Source organism: Streptomyces sp. NPDC044106, from assembly GCF_056433985.1.
On record NZ_JBWKFZ010000009.1, the window covers coordinates 84,789 to 111,317 of the forward strand.

A 26,529-nucleotide genomic window follows, 5' to 3' on the forward strand; every position below is an offset into this window, starting at 1 on the left:
CGCGGCAGGACCGTCCTCGTCGTATCCGACAGGCCCCGTGCCCGTGCGGCGGCGCGGGGGGCGGGGCCTGGACGTCCGTCTCAGCATGCGAGCCGTACGAGAGCGGGATTGACCCGGCGTACGCGGTTGGGTCCATACTGGTCCCGTGACCAAGCACCTCAGCTTCCTCTTTACCTATGGCAACCGGCCCACCGGCTGCCATGGTCGAGCTGCTTGATCCACTGACAAGCGACTTACCGGGCGCCCCGGGCCGACAAGGCCCGGGGCGCTCTGTCGTACGCGGGACTTGCCGCTCCGGGGCACCACGGTCACCACGGACCACAAGGAGCCCCGCATGACCGCCACCACCGCCCCCGCCCCCACCGCATCCGCACCCGCTGCCGCTGCCGCCGACAAGACCGGTGCCCGCACCCCCGAGGCCGCGGGCGTCATCGAGAACGCCAGGGAACGGATCGACGCGCTCGACGACCGGATCATCGGCCTCGTCCAGGAACGCATGGCCGTCTCGGCCGTCATCCAGGAGGCGCGGATCACCTCCGGCGGCCGCCGTGTGAACCTCTCCCGCGAGATGGAGGTTCTCGGCCACTACAGCGACGCGCTCGGCAAGCCCGGCACGACGCTCGCGATGACGCTCCTCGAACTGTGCCGGGGCCGCGTCTGAGCGCCGCCGTGAGGGCGGCGGGTGCCTGCGGAACTGAGTTCGGATCCGTTCTCACCCGTACGGCGCGTGACCGGTTCCGGGCGGGCTTCGTTGGTCCCGGTGTCCGTGTCAGCCAGGGGCGGGCCCGCAAGAACCACGCGTGGCTCCGCTGGAGCGATGAGGCGTGCGGATCATGCCGTGCGCCGTGGGACCTCGCTCCAGTGATTGTGACCGGACGGCAGGGGACAGCAGCCCGGTCACCCAAGAGAACGGTCGGCTCCGGGGACGCCTGGAGCCGGCCGGCCTCCGTCCCGTAATCCGCACCCTTTACCCCTGTGGGTGTGGCCGAAACAGGTGCGGTCGAAATGGTTGCGCCGCCGTCAGCACTTCCAGCACGATGCGTAGAGGGCGGGCCCAAGCCCTCCGTCCACCGTTCCATTGCCAATGGTCGATACCACGCGAGCGCCCCCAGTGCGCCGGGTCGGCCACCGGCACCTCGACCAAGCGGCGCACTCCCCCCGGCGCCGCCCCGAGGCACCGACGCGGCCCTGACGTCGGTGCCGACAGCCAAGGGCCCCGCGGTTCCGTCCCGCGGGGCCCTTCGCTCTGCCTCTTACCGGTTCTGCGCGCCTACTGGTTCTGTGCTCTTACCGGTCCTGCGCTCTCACTGGTTCTGCGCTCTCACTGGTCGTGCCTTCTCCGGCGTTCTGCCGCTACAGGCTCTTCAACTTGTCCACCTGCGCCTCGACGATCTTCTTGGGCACGCCGAACTTCTTCGGCTGGAGCAGGTTGATCGAGTAGAAGGCCGCGAGCGTCGAGCCGCTGCGTACGACGGTGAAGCTCATCGGCGTCTTCTGCCCCTCGATGAGGCCCACCACCTTGTACGAGACGCTTTCGTCGCCCGCCTTCGGGGTGGGCAGGGCGGCGACGTCGCGGTACTTGGAGTCGGCGTGCTCGTAGGCGGTGCACTTCTTCGTGGCCGTCCGCAAGCCTTCCATGATCTTCCCGGCGTCGTCCTGGCCGTGTGCCATCAGGGCGAGGGAGACGACCATGGCGTCCAGTTCATCGGCGTCGGTCAGGGTCCGGCCGACGCGGGACTTCGCCGCCGGTTGGGTTGCGAACATGAACATGTCAGCCAATGGCTGGCAGGCGGCCGGGTCCGCGGGCACGGGCTCCGACGGCATCTCCGCCGCGGAGATCTTCTCGAACTTGTAGCCCTTGATGTCGTCCTTGGAGAGCACCGCCTTCTCCAGGGCGGCGGCGGACAGGGCGGGCGCCTTCTTCTCGGCCGGCGCCTGTGCGGACTTGGAGGGTTCCGACGACTTGTCGCCGTCGTCGCCGTTCCCGCCGCCGCACGCTGCGGTCAGGCCCAGCGCGGCCGCGACGGACGCGGCCACGACGGCCCGAGACACAGTTGACTTCACGTTTCCTACCTTCAGATGCCACCGCGCGGACGACGGCCCGCGCCGAGGCGACATGAAAGCGGCTGAGTCACGGCTGCCACCAGCGTTTTCCGTAACGATCGGAAACCGCTGGAAAGGTTGTACGCGGCGCGTGTGACTTAGGCCGTCCCGCGCCCGAGCTTGGCGAGCTGGGCGTCGATGATCTTCGGGGCCACCTTCGGGTCCTCGTCCGCCGTGGGCGTTCCGGTGCCTTCCATGCCGTCCTTCGCGGCGTCCTTGTCGCTCTGGACGCCCTCGGGGTCGTACAGGTTCGACGCGTCGAAGACCACGAGCGTCGAACCTCTGCGCACGACCGTGACGCTCTCCCGCGTGACGTAGTCGCCCTTGCGGTGGGCGGCCTTGTACGAGACGGCCTCGTCGCCCTTGTCCGGCGCGGGCAGTGACGTGACGCCGGTGTAGCGGTCGTCGCCGACGCGGAAGCTGGCACACTTCTTCGCCTTGACCGCCGCGCGCAGGTCGGCCATGGCGCGCACGGCGTCGGCTTCGGCGTAGCCCGACAGGTCGACCGCGGTTGTCGTCGATCCCTTGCCCCCGGCGAGGGTCAGGGTGCGGCTGACGTGGGCCTTCGGCGCGGTCTTCGCCGAGGCGCCGGTGCCGGTGCCGGTGCCGGTGCCGGTACCCGTTCCCGCGCCGGCACGGAGCGGGGCGGCCACCGGGCCGCACTCCGCTGGTGACGGCTTCGCGGCGGGCGGCGCGTCGGCCCCAGGGCCCGACCCGTCACGCCCGCCCTGCTCGCCCTGCGCGCCCGACTCGCCCTGCGCGTCCGGCTTCACCACCTCAAAGCCCTTGACGTCACCCGCCGCGAGGGCCGCCTTCTCCAGCTTCGAGGCTCCGGCACCCGCACCCGCACCCGCACCCGCACCGGCATGCGGCTTCGTCGGCTTCTTGTCGGCGCCGTCGCTGCCACCGCAGGCGGCGCTCGCACCGAGGGCGGCCACGATCGAGACGGCCACCACGGCACGCGACACAGCTGACTTCACGTTCTGTTCCCCCGCTTGCTCTTGCGCTTGCTGTTCCTGCCCATGGGGCTACCGAGTCCTACGACGGGAGAAGATCAGTTCTGGTTCCGCGGCGGCGGGGTGCGCCTCGCGACCGGAGCTCACCAGCCCCAGAGCCAGAAGCGGAACGGGCTGAGCAGGACGATCGCGAGGGCCATGCCGCCGATGACGATCACCACGCTCCACACCCGGCGACTGCGCTCGGACCTGGCGCTGCGGCGCGGGCCCGTCGGCGCCGACCGCCAGTCGTCCGGGCTCCACCGCGCGGACTCGGCCTCGCGCCTCGCGCGCCTGCGGCGCAACCGCCCGGCCTGCTCGACCTGTTGGCGCGCGGCCTCCTCGTCGAGGCGCCGCAGCCTTTCGGCCACCATGCGCGCCCGCGCGGACGGCTCCTTCGGCGCGGACGAGCGGATCTCCCGCTCGCTGTCGTTCTCGAATCTCTTCCACACCTCGTCGGGTATGGCCACGCTGTCCCCTCCCCTGGATCTGCCTGGGTCTACTCGGATCTGCCTGGGTCTACACGCGTCCATTTCACTGCGTGCTCATGCCACCTGAGCGGGGCAGTTCTACGGCACCCCGCCACGGCGGCACAAGCGATGTGAGTCACGCCACATAAGCGTGCTGTGAGATCGAGACAACCATTCACAGGGACCACAGGTCATGCATGCGTAACAACGGCCACACCCGCGTCCCCACCGCGGAGGCCTCCACCTCCGTACTGCCGCCCAGGGCAGTGCGCCGGACTTCCTGAGGTCTTCATGAAGCTTCGTCGTGCCGTGGCCGCCGCGGCTGCTACGGCTGCCATCGCCCCGGCCGCACTGCTCTCCGCTCCGACCGCTTTCGCGACCGAGGGCACCGTTCCCGCTCCGCCCGCGGTGACCGCGGACACCGCCAAGACTCCGGAGGCTCCGGAGACGCCGACCGGCACGCCCACCCCACCCGCGACGGTCCCGTCGCCGGACGCTCCGACTCCGTCCAAGTCGACGCCGGGCCCGGTCTCGCAGCACGAGGAGCCCACGAAGGCGGGCAAGACCCCCGAGGTCCCCAAGGGTGCCGACGCCCCCGAGGACCCGGCGGATGAGCCCGACGAGCCCCTTCCGGCCGACTGCCCGACCAACAGGGACGGTGTGGACGCGAACTCGGTGCTTGAGGTCGATCTGGTCGGGCTGCCCAAGAAGCTCGTCCCGGGAAGCGGCTGGCACCGGTTCGAGCTGACCGCCGCCAACCCCACCGATGATCCGCTCGGTGAGGTCAGGTGGACCGCGTTCGTGAACAACTTCCCCGGGAGCAAGGACAAGAAGGACGCGCTGCGGACCTACGCGGACCTGCAGTTCCGCGACCCCGAGACCGACGAGTGGACGACGATCGACAGCAAGCTCAACGACGGCCTCGCCTACGGCACCACCGAGCTCGACGCCGAGGACGAGGCCACCATCGAGCTGCGGGTCAGGATCGGCGCCAAGGCTCCGCTCGGCAAGGGCTACGCGTTCGGCCGCGCCAAGTACGTCGACGCCGTGGACGACTGCGTACACAGCTCGGACAAGTACCACCCGCTCACGATCGCCAAGGCGGGCGGTGACCACGAGAGCCCGGCCACGCCGACGGCCACGCCCACGCCGAGCCCGTCCAGGACGCCCGCCGCGGTGAAGAAGCAGCAGGGCGGCGCCCAGGACACCCCGGTCGCCGACGGCAGCCTCGCCGAGACCGGCGCCGGTTCGATGCTGCCGACCGTCGGCCTCGTCGGTGGTGTCGCCGTCGTCGCCGGTGCGGGCGTGATGTTCGCGGTGCGGCGCCGCAAGACCGACTCCGCCGTCTGAGTCCGCACGGCACCTGATCACACGTAAGGACCTGCGCTCGGAGGGGGGCGCAGGTCCTTACGTGTATCCGGGGGCGGGCGGCGCCGCGGGCTACTTCCTGGGCGGCACCGCGGGCTACTTCCTGGGCGGCACCGCGGGCTACTTCCTGGGCGGCACCGCGGGCTACTTCCTGGGCGGCACCGCGGGCTACTTCTTGGGCGGCACCGCCGGCATCCCCAGGAACGGCAGCTTCAGCGCGCCGAAGGCGTCCGCGGGGACCGCCGGGGTCTTCGGCTCGACGGCCGCCACCCGTACGTACCGCAGGCCCTGCGCCGGACGCGGGTCCTCGCCGCCCTTGTTGGGCCAGAACGACATCGCGCGCTCGGCCTGCGCGGTGATCGTCAGGGACGGGTTGACGCCCAGGTTGGCGGAGACCGCGGCGCCGTCGACGACCGAGATCCCGGGGTGGCCGTAGAGCCGGTGGTAGGGGTCGATGACGCCGGTCTCCGCCGAGTCGCCGATGGGGCAGCCGCCGAGGAAGTGCGCGGTCAGCGGGGTGCCCATGAGCTCGCCGATGTTCGAACCGGGGAAGCCGTTGATCTCCTGGGCGAGGAGGGTCGCCGCGCGCGTGGCCTCGGGAATCTGGTCGGGGTTGGGCGCGCCGTGGCCCTGGCGGGCGGTGAGCAGGCCCTTTCCGAGCCCCTTCTCCTTGCGGTACGTGGTCAGGGAGTTGTCGAGCGACTGCATGACGAGGCCGATGATGGACCGCTCCGACCAGCGCCGGTTGGAGAGCGAGCGCACGGCGAGGAGCGGGTGGCGCGCCATGTTGCCGAGCCAGCCGCCGACGCGGTGCTTGCCGCCCTTGAGGCTGTACGGGACCTGGAGCAGCGTCAGGCTGCCCATCGCGTTGGACTTCTTGCCGTAGCGGACGGGCTCGATGTGCGTGTTGGCGTCCGGGTGGATCGACGAGGTGATCGCGACGCCCTGGGTGAAGTCGGCCTTCGCAGCGCCGTGGCGCTTGCGGTAGCGGCGGTCGGTGGTCTGGGCGCCCACCAGGGCCTCGGAGTTGGTTCGGGTGAGTGTGCCGAGCCGCTTCGAGATCCGCGGGAGCAGGCCGGAGTCCTTCATACGGTGCAGGAGGGTCTGGGTGCCGTACGTGCCTGCGGCGATGACGACCTTGCGGGCCTTGAACGTCCGGCCCCGGCCCTTCCGCTTGTCGTCGGTGGGCAGCGTCGCGACGGCGAAGCCGCCCCGCGAGTCCTCGGTGACGGCGACGACCGACGTCATCGGGTGGACGACCGCGCCGGCCTTCTCCGCGAGGTACAGGTAGTTCTCGTTGAGGGTGTTCTTCGCGCCGTGCCGGCAGCCGGTCATGCACTCGCCGCACTCGGTGCAGGCCCTGCGGGACGGGCCCGCGCCGCCGAAGTAGGGGTCGGGAACTTCCTGGCCCGGCCCGGCCGTTGTACGACCGTCCGCGTCCTTCGCGTCACCGAAGAAGACGCCGACGGGTGCCATGTGGAAGCTGTCGCCGACCCCCATCGCCTGGGCGGTGGCCTTCAGGTGGACGTCCGAGGGCGTCGTCGTCGGGTTGAGCCGCACCCCGAGCATGCGCTTGGCCTGCTCGTAGTAGGGGTGCAGCTCGTCCTGCCAGTCCGTGATGTCCTTCCACTGCGGATCGTTGAAGAACGGCGCGGGCGGTACGTAGAGGGTGTTGGCGTAGTTCAGCGAGCCGCCGCCGACCCCGGCGCCCGCGAGGACCATCACGTTGCCGAGCAGGTGAATGCGCTGGATGCCGAAGAGGCCGAGCGCGGGCGCCCAGAGGTAGTTCTTGATGTCCCAGGAGTTCTTGGGCAGCGTCGCGCGCGTGAAGCGGCGGCCCGCTTCCAGGACGCCGACGCGGTAGCCCTTCTCCGTGAGGCGCAGCGCGGAGACGGCACCGCCGAAGCCGCTGCCTACGACGATGACGTCGTAGTCGTACGCGTCGTCGGACACGTCGGCGCCCTGGTTCTGGGCAGAGCTCTCCTGTGACATTGACTCTCCTCATATGAAAACGCGCGGGCCGATGGTGGCTGAGCGCGCAGCTCCCCACGCCCCTTACGGGACGCTGCTAGCGCAGCCGGAACGCCTTCATGACCTTCAGGCTCGTGTTCATGAACGCCGCGTACTTCTCGTCGTCCAGGCCGAAGGACGGCGCCAGCGGCATGACGCGCTGGGTGGCGACGGTCTGCGCCTCGGTGAACTTGAGGATGCCCTCGGAGCCGTGCCGTCGGCCGAGGCCGGAGTCCTTCATGCCGCCCATCGGGGACTGCACGCTGCCGTAGGCGGGCGCGAACCCTTCGTTGACGTTGACCGTGCCGGTGCGCAGGCGGGCCGCGACCTGGCGGCCACGCTTCGCGTCCTTCGTCCAGACCGAGGAATTGAGGCCGTACGGGGTGGCGTTGGCGAGCTCGACCGCCTCGTTCTCGTCGGTGAAGCGGTAGAGGGAGACGACGGGGCCGAAGGTCTCCTCGGTGCAGACCGACATCGGGGCCTCGACGCCGTCCAGGATGGTCGGCTCGAAGAAGTAGGGGCCGATGTCCGGGCGCGCGACGCCGCCCGCGACCAGCGTGGCGCCCTTGGCGACGGCCTCCTCGACGTGCCGGGTCACGGTCTCCAGCTGCCGTTCGCCGACGAGGGAGCCCATGTCGGCGCCGTACGCGAGGGACGTGCCGAGGCGCATCGCCCTCGTCCGCTCCGCGAAGCGCTCCACGAAGCGGTCGGCTATGGACTCGTGGACGTACAGCCGCTCGATGGAGATGCACAGCTGACCCGCGGACGAGAAGCAGGCGCGCACCGCGCCCGCGGCGGCCTTGTCGACGTCGGCGTCGTGCAGCACCAGCATGGCGTTCTTGCCGCCGAGTTCGAGGGAGACGCCGACCAGGCGGGCCGCGGCGCCCTGGGCGACCTCGCGGCCCGTGCGGGTGGAGCCGGTGAAGGAGACGTAGTCGGCGCGGCTGACGAGCTCGGGGCCGACGACCGGGCCCTCGCCGAGGACGACCTGGAAGACCTCGGACGGCAGGCCCGCCTCGATGATCAGGTCGCGGGCCCACAGGGCGGTGAGGCAGGTCTCCGTGTCGGGCTTCATCACCAGGGCGTTGCCCGCGACGAGGGCGGGCAGCGCGTCGCCGATGGACAGCTCGAAGGGGTAATTCCAGGGGGCTATCTGCCCGACGACACCGCGCGGCTGGCGGTTCTCGGTGACCTTGGTGAGGACCGGGACGACGCCGGTGTGCCGCTTGGGGCTCAGGTACGCGGGGGCCTTGCGGCCGTAGTGCCGGGCGGCGACCGCGACGGCCTGGATCTCCTCGTGGGCGTGCAGGCGGGCCTTGCCGGTCTCCAGCTGGATCAGGTCGAGGACCTCGGCCTGGCGCTGGAGCACCAGGTCGTGGAAGCGCAGGAGGACGGCGGCGCGCTGCTTCACCGGGGTCCTCGCCCAGGCGGTCTGCGCGGTGCGGGCCCGCTCGAAGGCGGTGGCGACGTCCTCGGGGGTGGACTCGGGCAGGTCGGCCAGCTTCTCGCCGGTCAGCGGCGTGTGGTTGGCCGTCCGCCCCGAACCGATGACGTCACGGGTGAGCTGGGCGATCAGCTCGGGCGTGACCACGTCGGCGGCGGTGCGCGCGCCTGCGGGGGCCGGGGCGGTCGGGTTCGTTCCGAGGGGCGCTGCGGTGGCCTGCGAGTCCGTCATGCTCGTGAGAGTAGGCCTACGCCAGGGATTTGGGTACCCATCGGTAACGGGGTTCACGGGTCACTCATACAACGCCAGTGATTGCTGGCGTCAAAGCCGCTGATCAGGGCGTTGTCGCGGGGAGTGGCCACGGAAAGTTGCCGCAGGCGCGTGGAGCGATCCGTGTGGAGCGATCCGTGTGGAGCGATCCCCGCGACGACACGGCTCAGCGCTCGTCGATCTCCAGCTTCTCGATGGCGGTCCTTGCCACGTCGCGACCGCGTTCGGTGAAGTCGCCCTTGCCGGGATAGTCGATCCAGAGCCGGTACATGTCGCCGGACTTGGTCCGGTAGTAGAAGATCTTGGCCTCGTGCGGCAGCGTGGAGTTCGAGTCGGTGTACGTGATCGTGTTCTCCGCGGAGCTCCGCCCCTGGTACTTCGTCTCCTTCGTCGTGCCGCGCGGAGCGGGGTCGCTGGACATGCTGCTGTACGTCGTGTCCCCGCTCTCCTCGAAGTTCTCCACGTCGGCGTAGGCCTGGGCCGCCGCCGTACCGGCGATCTCCAGCGAGGTGTTCGCCTTCTCGGCGCGGTCGAGCGTGATGAAGACGGCGCCGCTCGGATCGGTGTACCTGATCCAGGACTTGTCCGTGTCCGTGGCCTTCGGCTTGCTCTCCACATAGTGCTCGGGCGCGGAGAGGGTGGCCTCGACGATCTTCGCCTGGTGCTCCTTCCAGGCCTCCGTCCCCGAGCCCCCGAAGGGGTTCACGGCCACCAGTACGCCCGCCGCCACCGCCGCGACGACCACACCGGCGACGACAGCGAGCGCCTTGCGGCTCAGGAAGACGCCCTTTCCGCCACGGATGCCGCTGCGGTCGCGGCCGTCACCCGCGACGGTGACGACCTGTGTCGGCGTCGGCTGCGGCGGCTTCGCGGCCTCCTCAAGGAGGGCGCGTACTTGTGCCGCGTTCGGGCGCTGTGCCGGGTCCTTGACCAGCAGCCGGTTGATCGCCTCCGCGAGCGGGCCCGAGGCGGAGGCAGGTGCGGCGGGCGTCGCGTTGAGCACCGACTGGAGCGTCGCCGGGGTGTTGTTGCGGCGGAACGGCGAGACGCCCTCGGTCGCCGCGTACAGGACGACGCCCAGCGACCAGAGGTCGGAGGCCGGACCGGGGCGTCGGCCAAGCACCCGCTCCGGGGCGATGAATTCGGGCGAGCCGACAAAGCCGCCCGTGTCCGTCAGGTTGGTCTCGCCCTCGATCTGGGCGATGCCGAAGTCGGTGAGGACGACGCGGTCGTACCGGCCCAGCATGACGTTGTCCGGCTTCACGTCACGGTGCAGGATGCCCGCCTGGTGCGCGGCGTCCAGGGCGTTCAGGACGTCGAGACCGACGCGCGCGGCCTCGCGGGCGTCCAACGTGCCCTCCTGCAGTGCGGCGCCGAGCGAGCGCCCCCGGACCAGCTCCATCACGATCCACGGCTGACCGTCCTCCACCGCCACGTCGTGGACGTTCACCACGGCCGGGTGGTCGAGGCGGGCCGCGGCCCGTGCCTCGCGGCGCATCCGCTCGAAGACGTTGGCCCGCTCGCGCTTCGGGAGGTGGTCGGGGACGCGCGGCTCCTTCACCGCGACCTCGCGGTCCACCGTCTCGTCCTTGGCGCGCCACACCGTTCCCATGCCGCCGTGGCCGAGCTTGGCCAGCAGCCGGTAGCGGCCCGCGATCAGCCGCCCGGCGCCCGGCTCGGGTTCGGAGCCGGGGCTGGAACCGGAGCCGGAGCCGGACGCTTGGTCCGGCACGACCGGGACGGGCTGAGGTGCGGGCGGCTGCTGCGGTTGTGACTGGGGCTGCGGCTGCGCGTACGGGTTGCCGGGGTGTGCGCCGCCCACGTGGCCGGGTTGCCCCGGTACACCCGGCTGTTGCGGTGGCTGAAGGCCGAAACTGGTGGGTTCGTACGGCCCGTAGGAGGCTCCCCCGTCATTACTCATGCCCCCATGAGTACCGTGCCGGGCACCTCGGTATCCAGCCAGGCCCCCCACTTGTGACCGGGGTGATGCACGCGGCACACCGCCGGGCTCACCTGCGTACGAACGTGTCCACCGCCGCGTCGAAGTACCGCCGCGCCTGCGCCGCCTCCCCGACAGGCGCCGACACCCACACGTCGAACATCCGGCCGCCCTCCTCCCAGCACAGGTCGAACGTGTGCCGGTCGCCCTCCGCCGCGGTGAAGCCGTCCCAGGTGAACTCCCACAGCGCGGCCGGTCTGCCGTTGCGCGTGGTCTCCGTGATCCTGCCGCCGCGGTAGCCGGGGTTGTTCCGCGGCCCCGCGGCGTCGGCGCGGCGCTGTGCGGCGAGTGGGCCGCCGGGCTCGCGGCCCGTCTCCTTGATGCCGATGCGGTACGTGCCGTCGGGCGAGACGTAGAAGACGCGGGGGCCGTCGATCTCGCGCCGGAAGCCTTCGGGGACGGCCAGCGCGAAGCCCCTGGGGTCGTTCGCGATGCGGTAGCCCTTGGGCGCCTGGGGCGAGGACGGTCGCGCCGACGGGGACGTGACGGTGACTGTGGGCGTCGGCGCACCGTGGGGCGTGGCGGAAGACGCGGCGGGCGGTGTGCCGTTGGCGTCATCTTCCCTGCTCAGCAGCAGCGCGGCGCTGGCACCGGCGCCCGCGACGGCGGCCACGAGCGCGGCGGCGATCAGGACGATCCGGCCGTGCCCGCCGTACGGCTTCGCGGGCGCCGCCGTCGGCAGAGCCGCGGGCAGGGCCACCGGGATGTCCCGCTGGGTCGGCGGATGCCCGCCCCGCCCCGGCCACCCCGGAAGCCCGTGCAGCCCCGGCCGCCCCGGCCGCCCGGACCCCGGTCTCTCCCGCGCCACCGCAGGCATCCGCCCCGTCTCGACGTACGCCCGCAGCAGTTCCTCCGCCTCGCTCGCGTCGAGGCGGCGCTCCGGGTCGCGCTCCAGGAGGCCGAGCACCACGGGCAGCAGCGGCGCGGCGGCCGCGGGCGGCCGTATCTCGTCGTAGACGACCGCGTGCAGGACCCCGCCGATCGAGTCGCGGCGGAACGGCGACTCACCGGCAAGCGCGGTGGCCAGGAGCGCGCCGAGCGACCACAGGTCGGACTCGGGCCCCGTCCGCTCCCCCGCCATCCGCTCGGGCGCGGTGAACTCGGGCGAGCCGACGAACGAGCCGACCTCCGTGAGCGTCGTCGCCCCGGTCAGCTGCGCGATCCCGAAGTCGGTGAGCACGACACGGCCGGTCGCCCGCTCCAGGAGTACGTTGGCGGGCTTGAGGTCGCGGTGCAGGATGCCCGCCTCGTGCGCGGTGCCCAGGGCGCCGAGCAGGTCGATGCCCATCCGGGCGACGGTGAGCGCGTCCAGCGGGCCGCTCCGCGCGATCCGCCCGGCCAGCGAGCCGCCCTCGATCAATTCCATGACGATGTACGGCTGTTCGTCCTGCACGACGACGTCGTGGACGACGATGACATGCGGATGCCGCAGCTGCGCCACCGCCCGTGCCTCGCGCAGGGTCCGCTCTCGCCGGCCCTCCGCCTCGGCGTCGGAGAGCGTCTCGTCGCGCGCAAGCTCCTTGACCGCGACCTGGCGTGCCAGGAGCAGATCGGTGGCGCGCCACACGACCCCCATGCCACCCCGGCCGAGCGGCGACTCCAGGCGGTAACGTCCCGCGATCACACGGGCGTCGTCCCCACCGGCGCCCGCCCCGCCGGCGTGGTCTCCCAGGCTCCCCATGCGGCCATCATGCCCCACACGTGCGCGAACGGTACGGGTGCGAGCGATCGGCGGGGCCGGTTCCGGCCGCTGCCATCAGGCACCTCAGAGGTGGGCGTACGTGCTCAGGGCTCACGCCACCCGAGGACCATCGCGTCGAACTGCTCCCGCGTGGCCGCCCAGTTCGCGGCCGGAGCCGACATGTAGAGCACGTACTCGACGCCGTCACGGCTGACATAGGACTGCGAGATGGCGCGGCGCGGCCCCGCCGTGGTGTCGTTGGCGCCCGCCTTCCAGCTGAACTCCCAGAGGGCGCCGTGCTGGTCGCGGAACGTGTTGGAGTTCATTTCCAGCCGCCGGTACCCGGGGAGCTTCACCCGCAGGTTCTTCTCCAGCGCCACCTGGTGCGCGTACGGGCTCTCGGACTGCGGGTTCTTGTCGACAGCGATGCGCAGGAAGCGGCGGCCCCCGTCGGGCGTGTAGTCGATCTGGTTGCCGTTCGCCTCGCGCTTCCAGTTTCTGGGCAGCCTGAGGCTGAAGCCCTCGGGGTCCTTCACCCGCTGCCAGTCGTCGGGGATGCCGCCCACCACCCTGGCCGGCCCCTCGCTCGCGCCCGGGCCCCGGTCCTTCGTACCGGCGTCGGCGAAGCGCAGGTAGCCGAGCACGCCACCGCCGCCGAGCAGCGCGGCCACGACGGCGAGGGCGGCGATCGCGGGCCAGCGTCGGCGGCGGCGCGGGTGCGCGGCTCCCTGGTGGGCGAGGGTGTGGAGATCGCCGCCGCCGCTGCCGGGGACCGGGGTGGGGTCGTAGCCGTGGGGCGTGGGGGCCTGGGGGTGCGTGGCGTGCGTGTACGGGGAGGGGATGTGGGTGGGCGTGTGAGGTTCGGAGGGTGCTTGATGCGCGTGCCCTTGCGCGACCGCGTACGGGCCGGTGGTGGGCTGGGGGCCGTTGGCGGACTGCGTGCCGGTGGCGGGCTGCGGGCCTTCGGCCGGGTGCGCCTGCGTCGGGACGTACGCGTGCGCCTGCTGCGGAGGCCTGCCCTCCGCGGCCTGGGCCAGCATCAGCTCGGCCTCCTCGGCGCTCGGCCGGGCCTGCGGGTCCTTGTGCAGCAGCGCGCCGATGACCGGCCCGAGGACACCCGCGTACCGCGGCGGCGCAGGTTCCTCCGTCACCACGGCCTGCATCGTGCCGAGCGGTGACGTGCGCCGGAAGGGCGAGTGCCCCTCGACCGCCGTGTACAGCGTGGCGCCGAGCGCCCACAGGTCGGAGGCGGGGCCGGGGTTGCCGCCGCTGACCCGCTCGGGCGCCAGGTAGTCCACGGAGCCGACGACTTCACCGGTCCGCGTGATCGTCGAGTCCCCCTCGATCGCGGCGATCCCGAAGTCGGTGAGCAGGATGCGCCGGTCGTCGGAGAGCAGGACGTTGCCGGGCTTGACGTCACGGTGCAGGACTCCGGCGGCGTGCGCGGCGCGCAGGGCCTTGAGGGTCCACAAGCCGATGCGGGCGGCCTCCGTGGGCTCGACGCGGCCGTCGTCCTTGACGGCGTCGGCCAGCGAGCGGCCCTCGACGAGTTCCATCACGATCCAGGGCCGGTCGTCGTACTCGATGACGTCGTGGACGGTGACGACGGCGGGGTGGTTGATGCGGGCGGCGGCGCGCGCCTCCGTCTGCGTACGTGTGAAGAGGACGGCGCGGTCGGCCTCCTGCACGAACTGGGCGGCCGTCAGCTCCTTGACGGCGACGGCCCGGTGCAGCACCTCGTCCTGCGCGCGCCACACCCGTCCCATGCCACCGCGCCCGATGGATTCAGCGAGTCGGTAGCGGCCCGCGAGGAGCTGGCCCTGCATCTGATTCACGTTCCCCCGCAATGGTCTGGTCCCGCCCAGGTTAAGGAGCGGGCGACGTGCAGGGAACCACAGGGGGGCTTAGGAGACCGCACTGTGACGCATGCCGTGCATGTCCAAAGTGCCGGAATCGGCTCAGTCCGTGACCCGATAAGTGGCCGAGGCCTGCTCGTAGAGCCGCGTCACCTCGTCCCGTTCGGCCTCGGGCCCGCGCACCTGCACCACGTGGTACTTCCCGCCGACGACCATCGCGAGATTGCGTACGAAGACCTCGCGGCCCGCGCCGTCCTGCCAGGTGAACTGGCCTTCCGCCATGGTCCGTCCGCCGACGTCGATGCGCCGCATACCGCTGGAGGTCGCCCAGGAGGAGTCGCGGAACGGCTGCAACTCGCGCTCGTGCTCGCGCTGGTACTTCATCGGGTCGCTGCCGTACCCGTCGGTGGTGTCGCGGCCGGGGACCAGGAGCAGCTCGAAATCGCCGTGCGTGTACCGGACCTGGCCCCGGCCGTTCTTGGGCTGCCGGTCCCAGCCGCTCGCGACGGCGACGTGGAAGCCTTCGGGGTCCTTGCGCAGGGTGAAGCCTCGCGGGAGTTCGGGCGCGCCGGTCTGCGGCTCCTGCGAACTGGGGTTCTTGCCGTCCTTGCCCTTGCCCTTGTCGTTCTCCTTGTTCTTGTTCTTGGAGCTGCCCTCGTTCCCGCCGGGGCCGGTGCCTGTCCCGTTGCTCGCGTCCGGCGCCGAACCGACCTCGCCCGCGGCCCCCGTACGGTCACCCGAAGCATGGTCACCGCTCTTGGGCATGAACACCATGGCGTACACGACGGCCGCCGCGAGTCCCAGGAGGATGGCGATCAGCAGCAGCTTCCCCAGCGAACGGGGACGGCCCGGGGCGCGCGGCTCGCGGGGCAGCTCCGGCTCGTGGGACAGCCGGGGTTCCTCCACCGTCCCGGTCTCCCTCGGCGCCTGCGGAGGGAGCAGCCCCTTGCCGCCTGCGCCCTTGGCGCCCCTGCCCTTCCCGCTTCGGCCCTTCCCGCGCTTGTGGCGCCCGTGTGCCCCCGGCCCGCTCCCCGCGGCACCTGCCACCACGCCTCCGCGCCGCCTGCGGACGACCTCGCCCCGTCGGCGTACGACAGGCAGCCGTCCCGCGTCGTACGCCGGGACCGGTACGACATGCGCACCGGCTTCCGGCTCGGGCGCGGAGCGCACGAGGGAGCGCAGCCAGCCGCTCAGCTCCTCGAAGTCGAGCCGGTCCGTCGGGTCCTGACGCAGCAACGACTCGACGACCGGCCGCAACGGCCCGCACTCCTCGGCGAAGGCGGGCGGCTCGGCGCACACGAGCTGGACGAGTTCGGCCGTGCTGTCCTCCGGATACGGGGCATGGCCCTGCACGGCACGAAACAGCAGCGCGCCCAGGGCCCACAGGTCGGTGGCGGGGCCGATCGGTGCGGCCAGCTGCCAGTTCTCGTGCACGGGCCCTGCCTGCTCGGGCGCCCACCGCTCAGTGACGGCGCCGACGACGACCATGCGCGCGTGGCGGGCGCGCTCGGCGGCGAGAGCGGTGGTGGGGCCGCGGACGGCCCCTTCGGCGGGACCTTCGTCCCAGGCCCCGCGCCCGTTCCCCGGCCCGCTCTCCGGCCCATTCCCCGGCTGGCTCTCCGGCTCGCTCTCCGGCCCGTCCTGGTGCGCGTGCTCGTTTTCGTGCGTGGGTTCGTTCCGGTGCGTGGGCTCGTTCTCGTACGTGTGCCCGTACGCGCTCCGTGCGGCCGGGACGCCGCCCCTCGGCACAGCACCGTGCCAGGGCCTCGTCTCCGCCACGCCGTAGGGGTCCGGGATCCGCCCGGCCGCCGCCTCGCTCTCCCCGGTCGCCCGCGCGGCGGCACGCGTCCCCGCGCGGTACGCCGCGACGGCGCCGGTGGCCCCGGCCCGCGCGTCCCGCCCGGCGGACTCCGGCGCGGGATCGAGAGACATGTCCCCGGCGTCGTCTCGGGACTCACCCCACGCACGGGACGCACCGGACGCACGGGGCGCACGTGATGCGCGGGCCACACCAGCGGCCCCAGGAACCCCAGGAACCCCAGAGGCCCCAGGGGCCCCGGAAGCCTCAGCGACCCCCGTCTCCCCGTACCCCGACACATTCCCGACCGACCCCGCCGAGCCTGCCGCCTCCCCCGCCTCCACCGGTCGCGGGTCGTACCCGCAGAGCGCCTCCTCGGCCGCCCCGGCCGCCAGACCCGTCAGCATGACCCGGCCGTCGTCGCAGATCAGCACGGTCCGCGCGGTGATGTTCCGGTGCACCCAGCCGTACGCGTGCAGCACCCGCAGCGCCGCGAGGACGTCCGCCGCGACCTCGGCCGCCCGGTACGGACTCAGCGGCCGGTCGGCGAGGAGCGCCGCGAGGGGCCGCGCCGCCACCAACTCGCTGACTATCCACAGCGAGCCACCCTCCGCGAACACGTCGAAGACCTGGTCGAGGCGCGGGTGGTCCGGTATCTGCGCGGCCGTCTGCGCCGCCTCGATCGCGCGCCGCACCGCCGGGTCCGTGGGCCTGCGCGTCGTGCGCGACGCGGCCCTGCGCACTCCGCTACCGCCCGTCCTCGCCCGCGGCACGAAACCCTCGGGCAGGTCGTCCACGACCGGCTCGGCCTCGGCAGGACCGCCCTCGCCGACCACCTCGGCCTCGACGATCTCGGGTAACGGCACCTGGCGGACCAGGACTTCCTGCCCGCTGTACGTGTCGAAGGCGCGGGACTCGGCGAACTCGTACTCGTCCGAGGGCGGCAGCGGCAGGCGGTAGCGGTCGGCCAGCACCCGTCCCGCATAGTCGTCCACGTCGCCTCCCGTCCGCCCGGTGGTCAAATCCGTTCGTCTTGTGGCTCGTTGCGGCTGCTTACGGTCCGCAAGCACTCACGATACGTGCCGGAGGCGAACCGCAATGAGGGATACCAGATCTCGGGCTAGGACTTCGGCTCGAACGTCCTGGTGAACGTGCGCCATGTGTCGCGCCGCTTCGCGCTTCCCCAGTCATCGGCCTTGGCCGTGTACATCATTCCGTAGCCGAGGCCGTCGTTGACGACGAAGCCACGGTCTATCGACCGGTACTTGGTCCCGCCGTCGACATAGGTGAACTCCCAGTCCGCCGTGTTCCAGCCGCGGAAGCCCACCTTCTCTATGCGGATCCGGTGGTACTGCGACCGGACCATGCCCTTCTCCTGGTTGTTCCAGTCGCGCACCGGGTCGTCCTTGGGCGTGCCCGTCCAGCCGAGCAGCAGCTTCTGCCCGTCGGGCCCGCCGAACCGCGCGCCCGCGGCGCTCGTGGACTGGTACTTCCACCCCTTCGGCAGCCCGATCTTGAAGCCCTGGCTGTGCTTGTACGTCGACTCCGCGCCGTCACCCGGCTTCTTGTCCCCGTCGTTCTTGCCCGGGTCGTCCTTCTTGCCCTTGTCCGGGTCGGAACTCGCGTCCTTCGTGGGGTCCTTGGACCGGTCGCCGTCGGTACCCGCGGCGGTTCCCTTGTCCCCTTCCTTCCCGGCGCCCTTGTCCGCTTCCTTGCTCTGGTCGCCGCCCGCGTTCGCCCCGCTGGACGCGGCCTTGTCGCCGCCCTTGTTGTCCTTGCTGCCGGAACCGTCGTCACCGAGCGCGAGGGCGAGCACGGTGCCGAGCACCGCGAGCACGACCACCACGGACAAGATCACCAGCGTCCGCCGCGGCACCACGTCGGTGAGTGACGCCTTGACGGGCGGCCGCGACGACGGGCCCCCCGGACCGGACGGCGATCCCGCGGACGAACCGGTGCGCGACGTCGTGGACGCGGACGTCCCCGCGGCGCGCGCGGCGGCTGCCTTGCGCAGCGACTGCACGGCGCCCTTCAGCCGGTCGGCGGCGACCTCGGCTGTGCGCCCCGCGGCGGCCCCGACGGCGGAGACACCGGAAGCGCCTCCGGCCTTCCCACCGGAAGTACCGGTACTCCCGGAACCACCAGCGCTACCGGCAACGCTCGAATTGCCGGAACCGCCCAAACTGCCGGAACCCACAGCACTACCGGCCCCGGCGGCACCGACAGCCCCACCAGCGGCCCCCGCGGCCCCTGCGGCCTTGGACGGCTTGGTCAGCCTGTCGGTCAGCGGAGTCTTCGGGCCCTTGGGAGCCTTCGAGGCCCACGGAGTCCTCGGCGACTTCTGCGCCTTCGGTGACTTCGACGGCGCGGGCGGGACCGGCGGCAGCGGCACCACCTTGGTGGCCTCCACCGGCTCCGGCTCCCGCTTGATCTCCGGAGAGTGGATCACGTCCATGAGGAGCGCCCGCGCGCCCGCGTCGTCGAGCCGCTGCTCCGGGTCCTTGGCGAGCAGGCCGTAGATGACCTTCTCCAACGGGCCCGCGTTCGTGGGCTGTTCGACGTCCTCGGTCATCACCGCGGTGAGGGTCGCGATGGCCGACCCCTTGTCGTACGGCGGGACGCCCTCCACGGCCGCGTACAGCAGGCCGCCCAGCGACCACATGTCGGCCGCGGGCCCCGGCTTGTGGCCGCGGGCGCGCTCCGGGGAGATGTACGAGGGCGCGCCGACGAGCATGCCGGTGGAGGTGATCGACGGGTCGCCCTCGACCTGGGCGATGCCGAAGTCCGTCAGGACGACCCGGCCGTCCTCGGCGATCAGCACGTTCGACGGCTTCACGTCGCGGTGCAGGATGCCCTCGCGGTGCGCGGACCGCAGCACGTCGAGTACGGCGAGGCCGACCTCGGCCGCCCGGCGCGGCGTGAGCAGTCCGTCCTCACGGATCACCTCGGCGAGCGACTTGCCCTCGACCAGCTCCATCACGATCCACGGCCGGTCGTCCTCGTCGACCACGTCGTAGACGGTGACGGCGCTGGTGTTGCGGATCCGCGCGATCGCCTTCGCCTCGCGCAACGTCCGCGTGATGAGCCGCCGCTTCTCCTCCTCGTCGATGCTCGAGGGGAACCGCAGCTCCTTCACCGCGACCGTACGGCCAAGGGTTTCGTCCTTGGCGCGCCAGACGGTGCCCATGCCGCCGCGGCCGAGCACCTCTCCCAGCCGGTACCGGCCGGCGAGGAGACGTGCGCTCTTGTCCCGACGGGCCTCACCCGTCTGCTCCGCGTCCGACATGCGTCCCCTCTGCTGCTACCGCTGCTACCCGAGCAACCCGCCCTGACAGAGCCTTCATTGTCCCTTACTCAAGGACCGGCCGACGCCCAGGGTCCACAGGCCCCCAAGACATGGTCCGCGGCCCCCCATCACGCCTCTCATGATGGGCCGCGCACGAGGACGGCGCCGCTCGACAGCGTGCCGCCGGGCCGCCCGCGCCGTGCGGATCCGGCCACGGACGCCACTCTTCCGCTGGTCACCGGCCGAAGCAAGGCCTCGGCCCCGGCGCACGGGAGCCGTACCGCACGCGGACCGGCCGGTTGAGCCGACGGGTCGTCACCTTCCAGACCAACATGGACATGCCGACCCATTGGGGAGCGAATCGACTGTGCCGACGGGTGAGTTCCGCCCCCGTGCCCTGGATGGGCGCGGCCCCCGCCCCCCCCTCGTGACCTAGTTGAGCGGCACGATGTCCGGCGCCCCCAGGCGTGCCGCGTCCGCCGTGAGGTCGTCCGGCTGGCGCTGCGACTCGCGCTCGGCCTCCACCCGCTTCTCGTAGTGCTGCACCTCCCGCTCGATCTGGTCCTTGTCCCAGCCGAGGACGGGCGCCATCAGCTCGGCGCACTCCCTGGCGCTGCGCGTGCCCCGGTCGAACGTCTCGATCGAGATGCGGGTGCGCCGGGTCAGTACGTCGTCGAGGTGGCGGGCGCTCTCGTGCGACGCGGCGTAAACGATCTCGGCCCGGAGGTAGTCGTCGGCTCCGGGCAGAGGCTCGCCGAGCTTCGGGTCCGCGGTGATGAGTTCGAGCACCTCCTCGGCCAGCGAGCCGTACCGGTTCAACAGGTGCTCCACTCGCACCACATGCAGGCCCGTCCGCGCGGCGATCCTCGCCCGGGCGTTCCACAGCGCCTTGTACCCTTCGGCGCCGACGAGCGGGATGTCCTCCGTGACGCATTCGGCGACGCGCTGGTCGAGGCCGTGCACCGCCTCGTCGACGGCGTCCTTGGCCATCACGCGGTACGTCGTGTACTTGCCGCCCGCGACGACCACGAGGCCGGGTGCAGGGTGCGCGACCGTGTGCTCGCGGGACAGCTTGCTCGTGGCGTCCGACTCGCCGGCAAGCAGCGGGCGGAGCCCCGCGTACACGCCCTGGACGTCGTCCCGGGAGAGCGGCACCGCGAGGACCGAGTTCACGTGCTCAAGGAGATAGTCGATGTCGGCGCTGGAGGCGGCCGGGTGCGCCTTGTCCAGGTCCCAGTCCGTGTCGGTCGTGCCCACGATCCAGTGCCGGCCCCATGGGATGACGAAGAGGACGCTCTTCTCGGTCCGCAGGATCAGTCCGGTCGACGCGTTGATCCGGTCCTTCGGCACGACCAGATGGATGCCCTTGGACGCCCTGACGTGGAACTGGCCGCGCTCGCCCACCATCGCCTGGGTGTCGTCCGTCCACACGCCGGTCGCGTTCACGATCTGCTTGGCCCGGACCTCGTACTCCCCGCCGCCCTCCACGTCCTGCACGCGGGCGCCGACCACCCGCTCGCCCTCGCGCAGGAAGCCGGTGACCTTGGCGCGGTTGGCGACCTTCGCGCCGTACGCCGACGCGGTGCGCACCAGCGTGGCCACATAGCGCGCGTCGTCCATCTGCGCGTCGTAGTACTGCATGGCACCGACCAGGGCGTCCTTCTTCAGACACGGGGCGACGCGCAGGGCGTGGCGGCGCGTCAGGTGGCGGTGCACGGGCAGGCCGCGGCCGTGTCCGCGCGACATCGACATGGCGTCGTAGAGGGCGACGCCGGAGCCCGCGTACAACCTCTCCCAGCCCTTGTGCTGCAAGGGGTAGAGGAACGGCACCGGCTTCACGAGGTGCGGGGCGAGCCGCTCCAGGAGCAGGCCGCGCTCCTTCAGCGCCTCCCGCACGAGGGCGAAGTCGAGCATCTCCAGATAGCGGAGGCCGCCGTGGATCAGCTTGCTGGACCGGCTCGACGTGCCCGAGGCCCAGTCCCGCGCCTCGACAAGGCCGGTGGACAGGCCTCGGGTCACCGCGTCGAGCGCCGTGCCCGCACCGACCACGCCCGCACCCACCACCAGGACGTCCAGCTCCCGCTCGGCCATTCCCGCAAGTGACTCGGCACGCTCCGCCGGCCCCAGTGTCGCTGTCCTCACCGCTGCCTCCCGTTGAGCTCGGGTGTGGTCGGACTCACATCATGCCCAGATTTCCCCGCCGCCCGCTGATCGTGACCCCCGGCCTGTGGACAACACTCCGGAACCCCACGCAACGCAATACCGCAAATCGGTCATATTTACTCCTAGTCTGACATTGCGCTGCTCCGCCTTGTCCACAGGGCTTGCGCACTCGTCCCACACCGGCTATTGGGAGGACGGCCCACCGCCATGCCCGCAGATCTCGCCGTCATCGGTCTCGGCCACCTCGGCCTGCCCCTCGCCCAGGCCGCCGTCGCACGCGGCATCGCCACCATCGGCTACGACCCCGTCCGCGCCGCCGACCTGGCCGGCGGCCGGCTCCCGTGCGACGGCGCCGAAGGCACCCTCACCGCCGCCGAAGTCCGCCGGATGCTCTCGGGAGGCTTCCGGCCGACCGTCAACCCGGCCGAACTCGGCCGGGTCCGCACCGCTGTCATCTGCGCCCCCACCCCGCCGGCCGCCGACCGCTCACTCGACCTGAGCCAGGTGGCCGAAGCCGCCCGGGCGCTGGCCGCACGGCTGCGCCCGCACACCACGGTGATCCTCGAATCCCCCGCGTACCCGGGGACCACGGAGGAATTCCTCCGTCCGATCCTCGAATCGGGCTCGGGTCTGCGGGCCGGCCGTGACTTCCACCTCGCCTACTCCCCCGGCCGCCTCGACCCCGGCAACCGCACCCACGGCTACGCGGGCACCCCCAAGGTCATCGGCGGCCTCACCCCCGCCTGCACCGAATCGGCCGCCGCCTTCTACGGCCGCCTCACCGACAAGGTCGTCCGCGCGCGCGGCCCGCGCGAGGCCGAGACCGTGCACCTCCTGGAGACCAACTACCGGCACGTGAACATGGCCCTGGTCAATGAGATGGCCGTGCTCTGCCACGACCTGAGCATCGACCTGTGGGACGTCATCCGCTGCGCCGAGACCAAGCCCTTCGGCTTCCAGGCCTTCCGCCCAGGACCCGGCGTCGGTGGCCACGGCGTCCCCCTCGACGTGCCGAACCCCTCCCGCGGCGCCCGCCCCCTGCGCATGGTCGAACTGGCCCAGCAGGTCAACGACCGCATGCCCCAGTACGTCATCCAGCGCTCGGCGACCCTCCTCAACGAACACGGCAAGTCCGCCCGCGGCGCCCGCGTCCTGCTCCTCGGCGTCACCTACAAGCCCGACCTCGCCGACCAGCAGGGCGCGCCCGCGCAGGAGGTGGCCACCCGCCTCATGGAACTCGGCGCGTCGGTCAGCTACCACGACCCCTACGTGCCCAACTGGAGCATCCTCGGCCGCCCCGTCCCGCGCGCGGACTCGCTCTACGAGGCCGCGGCCGACGCCGACCTCACGATCCTGCTCCAGCACCACCGCACGTACGACCTGCAAGGCCTCGCGGTGAAGGCCCAGCTCCTGCTCGACACCAGGGGCGCGACCCCGGCGGGCGCGGCCCACCGCCTGTGACACGCACAGGGGCACGCAAGAAGGGCCCCGGTACGCATACCGGGGCCCTTCTTACAGAGACAGACGATCAGCCTTGCAGAGGCAGACGATCAGCGCTTGTGCTGCGAGTCCGCGACCGTCACCTCGACGCGCTGGAACTCCTTGAGCTCGCTGTAGCCCGTGGTGGCCATCGCGCGGCGCAGCGCCCCGAAGAAGTTCATCGAGCCGTCCGGGATGTGCGAGGGACCCGTGAGGATCTCCTCGGTCGTGCCGACCGTGCCGAGGTCCACCTTCTTGCCGCGCGGCACGTCCTCGTGGACGGCCTCCATGCCCCAGTGGTGGCCCTTGCCGGGCGCGTCCGTGGCGCGGGCCAGCGGGGAGCCCACCATCACGGAGTCGGCGCCGCACGCGATGGCCTTGGGCAGGTCGCCGGACCAGCCCACGCCGCCGTCGGCGATGACGTGGACGTACCGGCCGCCGGACTCGTCCATGTAGTCACGGCGGGCGGCGGCGACGTCGGCGACGGCGGTGGCCATCGGCACCTGGATACCGAGGACGTTGCGCGTGGTGTGCGCGGCGCCGCCGCCGAAGCCGACCAGGACGCCCGCGGCGCCGGTGCGCATCAGGTGCAGGGCCGCGGTGTACGTGGCGCAGCCGCCGACGATGACCGGGACGTCGAGCTCGTAGATGAACTGCTTCAGGTTCAGCGGCTCGGCGGCTCCGGAGACGTGCTCGGCGGAGACGGTGGTGCCGCGGATCACGAAGATGTCGACGCCCGCGTCCACGACGGCCTTGGAGAACTCGGCGGTGCGCTGCGGCGAGAGCGCGGCGGCGGTGACCACGCCCGCGTCGCGCACCTCCTTGATGCGCTGCCCGATCAGGTCGGCCTTGATCGGGGCCGCGTAGATCTCCTGGAGGCGGCGGGTCGCGGTCTCCGCGTCCAGCTCGGCGATCTCGTCGAGCAGCGGCTGCGGGTCCTCGTACCGCGTCCAGAGGCCTTCGAGGTTCAGGACGCCGAGGCCGCCCAGCTCACCGATGCGGATGGCGGTCTGCGGGGAGACCACCGAGTCCATGGGAGCGGCCAGGAAGGGCAGCTCGAAGCGGTAGGCATCGATCTGCCACGCGATCGAGACCTCCTTCGGGTCGCGGGTGCGCCGGCTCGGTACGACGGCGATGTCGTCGAAGGCGTACGCGCGGCGGCCGCGCTTGCCGCGCCCGATCTCGATCTCAGTCACGTTGTGGGGCCTTTCCCTCTTGGTCTGCCTGTCCAGTATCCCCGACACACACGGAAGGGGCGGCCCCGGTCGTCCGGGGCCGCCCCTGCACGCACGCGTGCGGGTGCCGGCGGCTACTTGCGGCTGTAGTTCGGTGCCTCGACCGTCATCTGGATGTCGTGCGGGTGGCTCTCCTTGAGGCCCGCGGACGTGATGCGGACGAAGCGGCCCTTGCGCTCCATCTCCGCCACGCTCGCCGCGCCCACGTAACCCATGGTCTGGCGCAGGCCGCCGACGAGCTGGTGCAGGACGTTGGCCAGCGGGCCGCGGTAGGGCACCTGGCCCTCGATGCCCTCCGGCACGAGCTTGTCGTCGGAGGAGACCTCCGCCTGGAAGTACCGGTCCTTGGAGTACGAGCGGCCCTGGCCGCGCGACTGCATGGCGCCGAGCGAACCCATGCCGCGGTACGACTTGAACTGCTTGCCGTTGATGAACATCAGCTCACCCGGCGACTCCTCGCAGCCCGCGAGCAGCGAACCGAGCATCACGGTGTCGGCGCCTGCGGCGAGCGCCTTGCCGATGTCACCGGAGTACTGCAGACCGCCGTCGCCGATGACCGGGACACCGGCCGCGCGGGCCGCGACGCCCGCTTCGTAGATCGCGGTGACCTGCGGGACGCCGATACCGGCGACCACGCGCGTGGTGCAGATCGAGCCCGGGCCCACGCCGACCTTGACGCCGTCGACACCGGCGTCGATGAGCGCCTGCGCGCCGTCACGCGTCGCGACGTTGCCGCCGATGACGTCGACGCCGACGCTCGACTTGATCTTCGACATCCAGCTCAGGGCGTTGCTGTTGTGGCCGTGCGAGGTGTCGACGATGAGGAAGTCGACCCCGGCCCCGGCCAGCGCCTGCGCGCGCTCCAGCGCTTCGGGGCTCGCGCCCACGGCGGCACCGACGAGCAGCCGGCCCTCGGCGTCCTTCGCGGCGTTCGGGTACTGCTCGGCCTTCTTGAAGTCCTTGACGGTGATGAGGCCCTTGAGCACACCGGCGTCGTCGACCAGCGGAAGCTTCTCGATCTTGTGGCGGCGCAGCAGCTCCATGGCGTCGACGCCGCTGATGCCGACCTTGCCGGTCACGAGCGGCATCGGCGTCATGACCTCGCGGACCTGACGGCTGCGGTCGTTCTCGAAGGCCATGTCGCGGTTGGTGACGATGCCGAGCAGCTTGCCCGCCGCGTCGGTCACCGGCACACCGCTGATGCGGAACTTGGCGCACAGCGCGTCGGCCTCGGCGAGGGTCGCGTCGGGGTGCACGGTGATCGGGTCGGTGACCATGCCGGACTCGGAGCGCTTCACGAGGTCGACCTGGTTGACCTGGTCCGCGATGGACAGGTTGCGGTGCAGCACGCCGACGCCGCCCTGGCGGGCCATGGCGATCGCCATCCGGGCCTCGGTGACCTTGTCCATCGCCGCGGAGAGCAGCGGGATGTTCACCCGGACGTTCCTGGAGATGCGGGACGAGGTGTCGACCGCGTTCGGCAGCACTTCCGACGCGCCCGGCAGCAGCAGCACGTCGTCGTAGGTCAGCCCGAGTGTCGCGAACTTCTCGGGCACTCCGTCGACGTTTGCAGTCATGACACCTTCCCCAAATGGCCTTGATCGGTGCGGATGTCCATGCTAACGGCCGTGGAGGGTGTCTCATTCCACGAGCAAGATCATCGGACAGCTTTGTACGTTCACACGTACGCCGACGGCGGACTCCCCGCCGTCGTGCCACGCGCATGCCACGCGCGCGGGGCGCTACTGCTCGGCGAGCGCCCTCAGGCGGCTCAGTGCCCGGTGCTGCGCCACCCGCACGGCGCCCGGCGACATCCCCAGCATCTGCCCCGTCTCCTCGGCCGTCAGCCCGACGGCGATGCGCAGGAGCAGCAGCTCGCGCTGGTTGTCCGGGAGGTTGGCGAGGAGCTTCTTGGCCCACTCGGCGTCGCTGCTGAGCAGCGCGCGCTCCTCGGGACCGAGTGAGTCGTCGGGCCGCTCGGGCATCTCGTCGGAGGGCACGGCGGTGGAACCGGGGTGCCGCATCGCCGCCCGCTGCAGATCGGCCACCTTGTGGGCCGCGATCGCGAAGACGAAGGCCTCGAAGGGGCGGCCGGTGTCCTTGTAGCGCGGCAGCGCGAGGAGGACGGCGACGCAGACCTCCTGCGCCAGGTCCTCCACGAAGTGCCGTGCGTCACCCGGCAGCCGGGAGAGACGGGTGCGGCAGTAGCGCAGCGCCAGGGGGTGCACGTGTGCGAGAAGGTCGTGCGTGGCCTGTTCGTCGCCCTCGACCGCGCGAAGGACGAGGGCACCGATCACCGTCGTCTTGTCATCGCGCATCGGTCCATGGTGCCTTGACGGCGAAGAATCCGTGGCACCGCGTCCGTAGTTGTG

The 26,529-nt window shown here is 71.6% G+C and carries 17 protein-coding genes; 3 read left to right on the forward strand and 14 right to left on the reverse strand.

The window, feature by feature from the left end:
- Positions 1–334: 334 nt before the first annotated feature.
- Entirely contained in the window at positions 335–661 is a 327-nt protein-coding gene (locus AC07DI_RS17630) for a chorismate mutase (protein ID WP_478905157.1), read from the forward strand.
- A 692-nt stretch (positions 662–1,353) separates the two neighbouring features.
- Here the strand turns inward: AC07DI_RS17630 and AC07DI_RS17635 are convergent.
- The 3 genes from AC07DI_RS17635 to AC07DI_RS17645 form a co-directional block, all read right to left on the reverse strand.
- A complete protein-coding gene (locus AC07DI_RS17635; protein WP_478905158.1) occupies positions 1,354–2,064 on the reverse strand; it encodes a hypothetical protein in 711 nt (236 codons plus the stop codon).
- Positions 2,065–2,201: 137 nt separating this feature from the next.
- Positions 2,202–3,083: a hypothetical protein gene (locus tag AC07DI_RS17640; RefSeq protein ID WP_478905159.1), complete on the reverse strand. Its 882-nt coding sequence runs from the start codon at positions 3,081–3,083 to the stop codon at positions 2,202–2,204.
- A gap of 119 nt (positions 3,084–3,202) precedes the next feature.
- Complete coding sequence (locus AC07DI_RS17645; RefSeq protein WP_384250314.1) at positions 3,203–3,568, reverse strand: hypothetical protein; 366 nt, start codon at positions 3,566–3,568, stop codon at positions 3,203–3,205.
- Between the two features lie 291 nt (positions 3,569–3,859).
- Between AC07DI_RS17645 and AC07DI_RS17650 the strand changes: the two genes are divergently transcribed.
- Entirely contained in the window at positions 3,860–4,918 is a 1,059-nt protein-coding gene (locus AC07DI_RS17650; protein ID WP_478905160.1) for an LPXTG cell wall anchor domain-containing protein, read from the forward strand.
- Positions 4,919–5,104: 186 nt separating this feature from the next.
- Here the strand turns inward: AC07DI_RS17650 and AC07DI_RS17655 are convergent, their stop codons facing one another.
- From AC07DI_RS17655 to AC07DI_RS17690, 8 genes are all read right to left on the reverse strand, one after another.
- Positions 5,105–6,928, reverse strand: coding sequence for a GMC oxidoreductase (locus AC07DI_RS17655; protein ID WP_478905161.1), 1,824 nt, complete (start codon positions 6,926–6,928; stop codon positions 5,105–5,107).
- 76 nt (positions 6,929–7,004) lie between these two features.
- A complete protein-coding gene (locus AC07DI_RS17660; protein ID WP_478905162.1) occupies positions 7,005–8,621 on the reverse strand; it encodes a succinic semialdehyde dehydrogenase in 1,617 nt (538 codons plus the stop codon).
- 205 nt (positions 8,622–8,826) lie between these two features.
- The gene (locus AC07DI_RS17665; protein WP_478905163.1) at positions 8,827–10,581 is read right to left on the reverse strand and encodes a serine/threonine-protein kinase; all 1,755 of its coding nucleotides are present in this window, start codon (positions 10,579–10,581) and stop codon (positions 8,827–8,829) included.
- An 88-nt stretch (positions 10,582–10,669) separates the two neighbouring features.
- Entirely contained in the window at positions 10,670–12,340 is a 1,671-nt protein-coding gene (locus AC07DI_RS17670) for a serine/threonine-protein kinase (protein ID WP_478905164.1), read from the reverse strand.
- Positions 12,341–12,444: 104 nt separating this feature from the next.
- A complete protein-coding gene (locus tag AC07DI_RS17675; RefSeq protein ID WP_478905165.1) occupies positions 12,445–14,166 on the reverse strand; it encodes a serine/threonine-protein kinase in 1,722 nt (573 codons plus the stop codon).
- A gap of 132 nt (positions 14,167–14,298) precedes the next feature.
- Complete coding sequence (locus AC07DI_RS17680) at positions 14,299–16,989, reverse strand: protein kinase (protein ID WP_478905166.1); 2,691 nt, start codon at positions 16,987–16,989, stop codon at positions 14,299–14,301.
- A 125-nt stretch (positions 16,990–17,114) separates the two neighbouring features.
- A complete protein-coding gene (locus AC07DI_RS17685) occupies positions 17,115–19,280 on the reverse strand; it encodes a serine/threonine-protein kinase (protein WP_478905167.1) in 2,166 nt (721 codons plus the stop codon).
- Positions 19,281–19,712: 432 nt separating this feature from the next.
- The gene (locus AC07DI_RS17690) at positions 19,713–21,422 is read right to left on the reverse strand and encodes a glycerol-3-phosphate dehydrogenase/oxidase (RefSeq protein WP_478905168.1); all 1,710 of its coding nucleotides are present in this window, start codon (positions 21,420–21,422) and stop codon (positions 19,713–19,715) included.
- A gap of 228 nt (positions 21,423–21,650) precedes the next feature.
- Between AC07DI_RS17690 and AC07DI_RS17695 the strand changes: the two genes are divergently transcribed.
- A complete protein-coding gene (locus AC07DI_RS17695) occupies positions 21,651–22,904 on the forward strand; it encodes a nucleotide sugar dehydrogenase (protein ID WP_384250338.1) in 1,254 nt (417 codons plus the stop codon).
- An 89-nt stretch (positions 22,905–22,993) separates the two neighbouring features.
- Here AC07DI_RS17695 and AC07DI_RS17700 read toward each other — a convergent pair whose 3' ends face one another.
- From AC07DI_RS17700 to AC07DI_RS17710, 3 genes are all read right to left on the reverse strand, one after another.
- Complete coding sequence (locus AC07DI_RS17700) at positions 22,994–24,118, reverse strand: GuaB3 family IMP dehydrogenase-related protein (RefSeq protein WP_150171160.1); 1,125 nt, start codon at positions 24,116–24,118, stop codon at positions 22,994–22,996.
- 113 nt (positions 24,119–24,231) lie between these two features.
- Positions 24,232–25,734 carry an IMP dehydrogenase gene (gene guaB, locus AC07DI_RS17705; RefSeq protein WP_384250342.1) on the reverse strand — a complete coding sequence of 501 codons (1,503 nt, stop codon included), beginning with the start codon at positions 25,732–25,734 and terminating at the stop codon, positions 24,232–24,234.
- Between the two features lie 165 nt (positions 25,735–25,899).
- Complete coding sequence (locus AC07DI_RS17710) at positions 25,900–26,475, reverse strand: sigma-70 family RNA polymerase sigma factor (protein ID WP_055563244.1); 576 nt, start codon at positions 26,473–26,475, stop codon at positions 25,900–25,902.
- Between the last annotated feature and the right edge of the window lie 54 nt (positions 26,476–26,529).

Coding starts and splice junctions, on each gene's coding strand:
- AC07DI_RS17685 (WP_478905167.1), bottom strand. CDS start 19,280: ATGTCGGACGCGGAGCAGACGGGTGAGGCCCGTCGGGACAAGAGCGCA.
- AC07DI_RS17665 (WP_478905163.1), bottom strand. CDS start 10,581: ATGAGTAATGACGGGGGAGCCTCCTACGGGCCGTACGAACCCACCAGT.
- guaB (WP_384250342.1), bottom strand. CDS start 25,734: ATGACTGCAAACGTCGACGGAGTGCCCGAGAAGTTCGCGACACTCGGG.
- AC07DI_RS17655 (WP_478905161.1), bottom strand. CDS start 6,928: ATGTCACAGGAGAGCTCTGCCCAGAACCAGGGCGCCGACGTGTCCGAC.
- AC07DI_RS17660 (WP_478905162.1), bottom strand. CDS start 8,621: ATGACGGACTCGCAGGCCACCGCAGCGCCCCTCGGAACGAACCCGACC.
- AC07DI_RS17695 (WP_384250338.1), top strand. CDS start 21,651: ATGCCCGCAGATCTCGCCGTCATCGGTCTCGGCCACCTCGGCCTGCCC.
- AC07DI_RS17710 (WP_055563244.1), bottom strand. CDS start 26,475: ATGCGCGATGACAAGACGACGGTGATCGGTGCCCTCGTCCTTCGCGCG.
- AC07DI_RS17675 (WP_478905165.1), bottom strand. CDS start 14,166: ATGCAGGGCCAGCTCCTCGCGGGCCGCTACCGACTCGCTGAATCCATC.
- AC07DI_RS17670 (WP_478905164.1), bottom strand. CDS start 12,340: ATGGGGAGCCTGGGAGACCACGCCGGCGGGGCGGGCGCCGGTGGGGAC.
- AC07DI_RS17650 (WP_478905160.1), top strand. CDS start 3,860: ATGAAGCTTCGTCGTGCCGTGGCCGCCGCGGCTGCTACGGCTGCCATC.
- AC07DI_RS17630 (WP_478905157.1), top strand. CDS start 335: ATGACCGCCACCACCGCCCCCGCCCCCACCGCATCCGCACCCGCTGCC.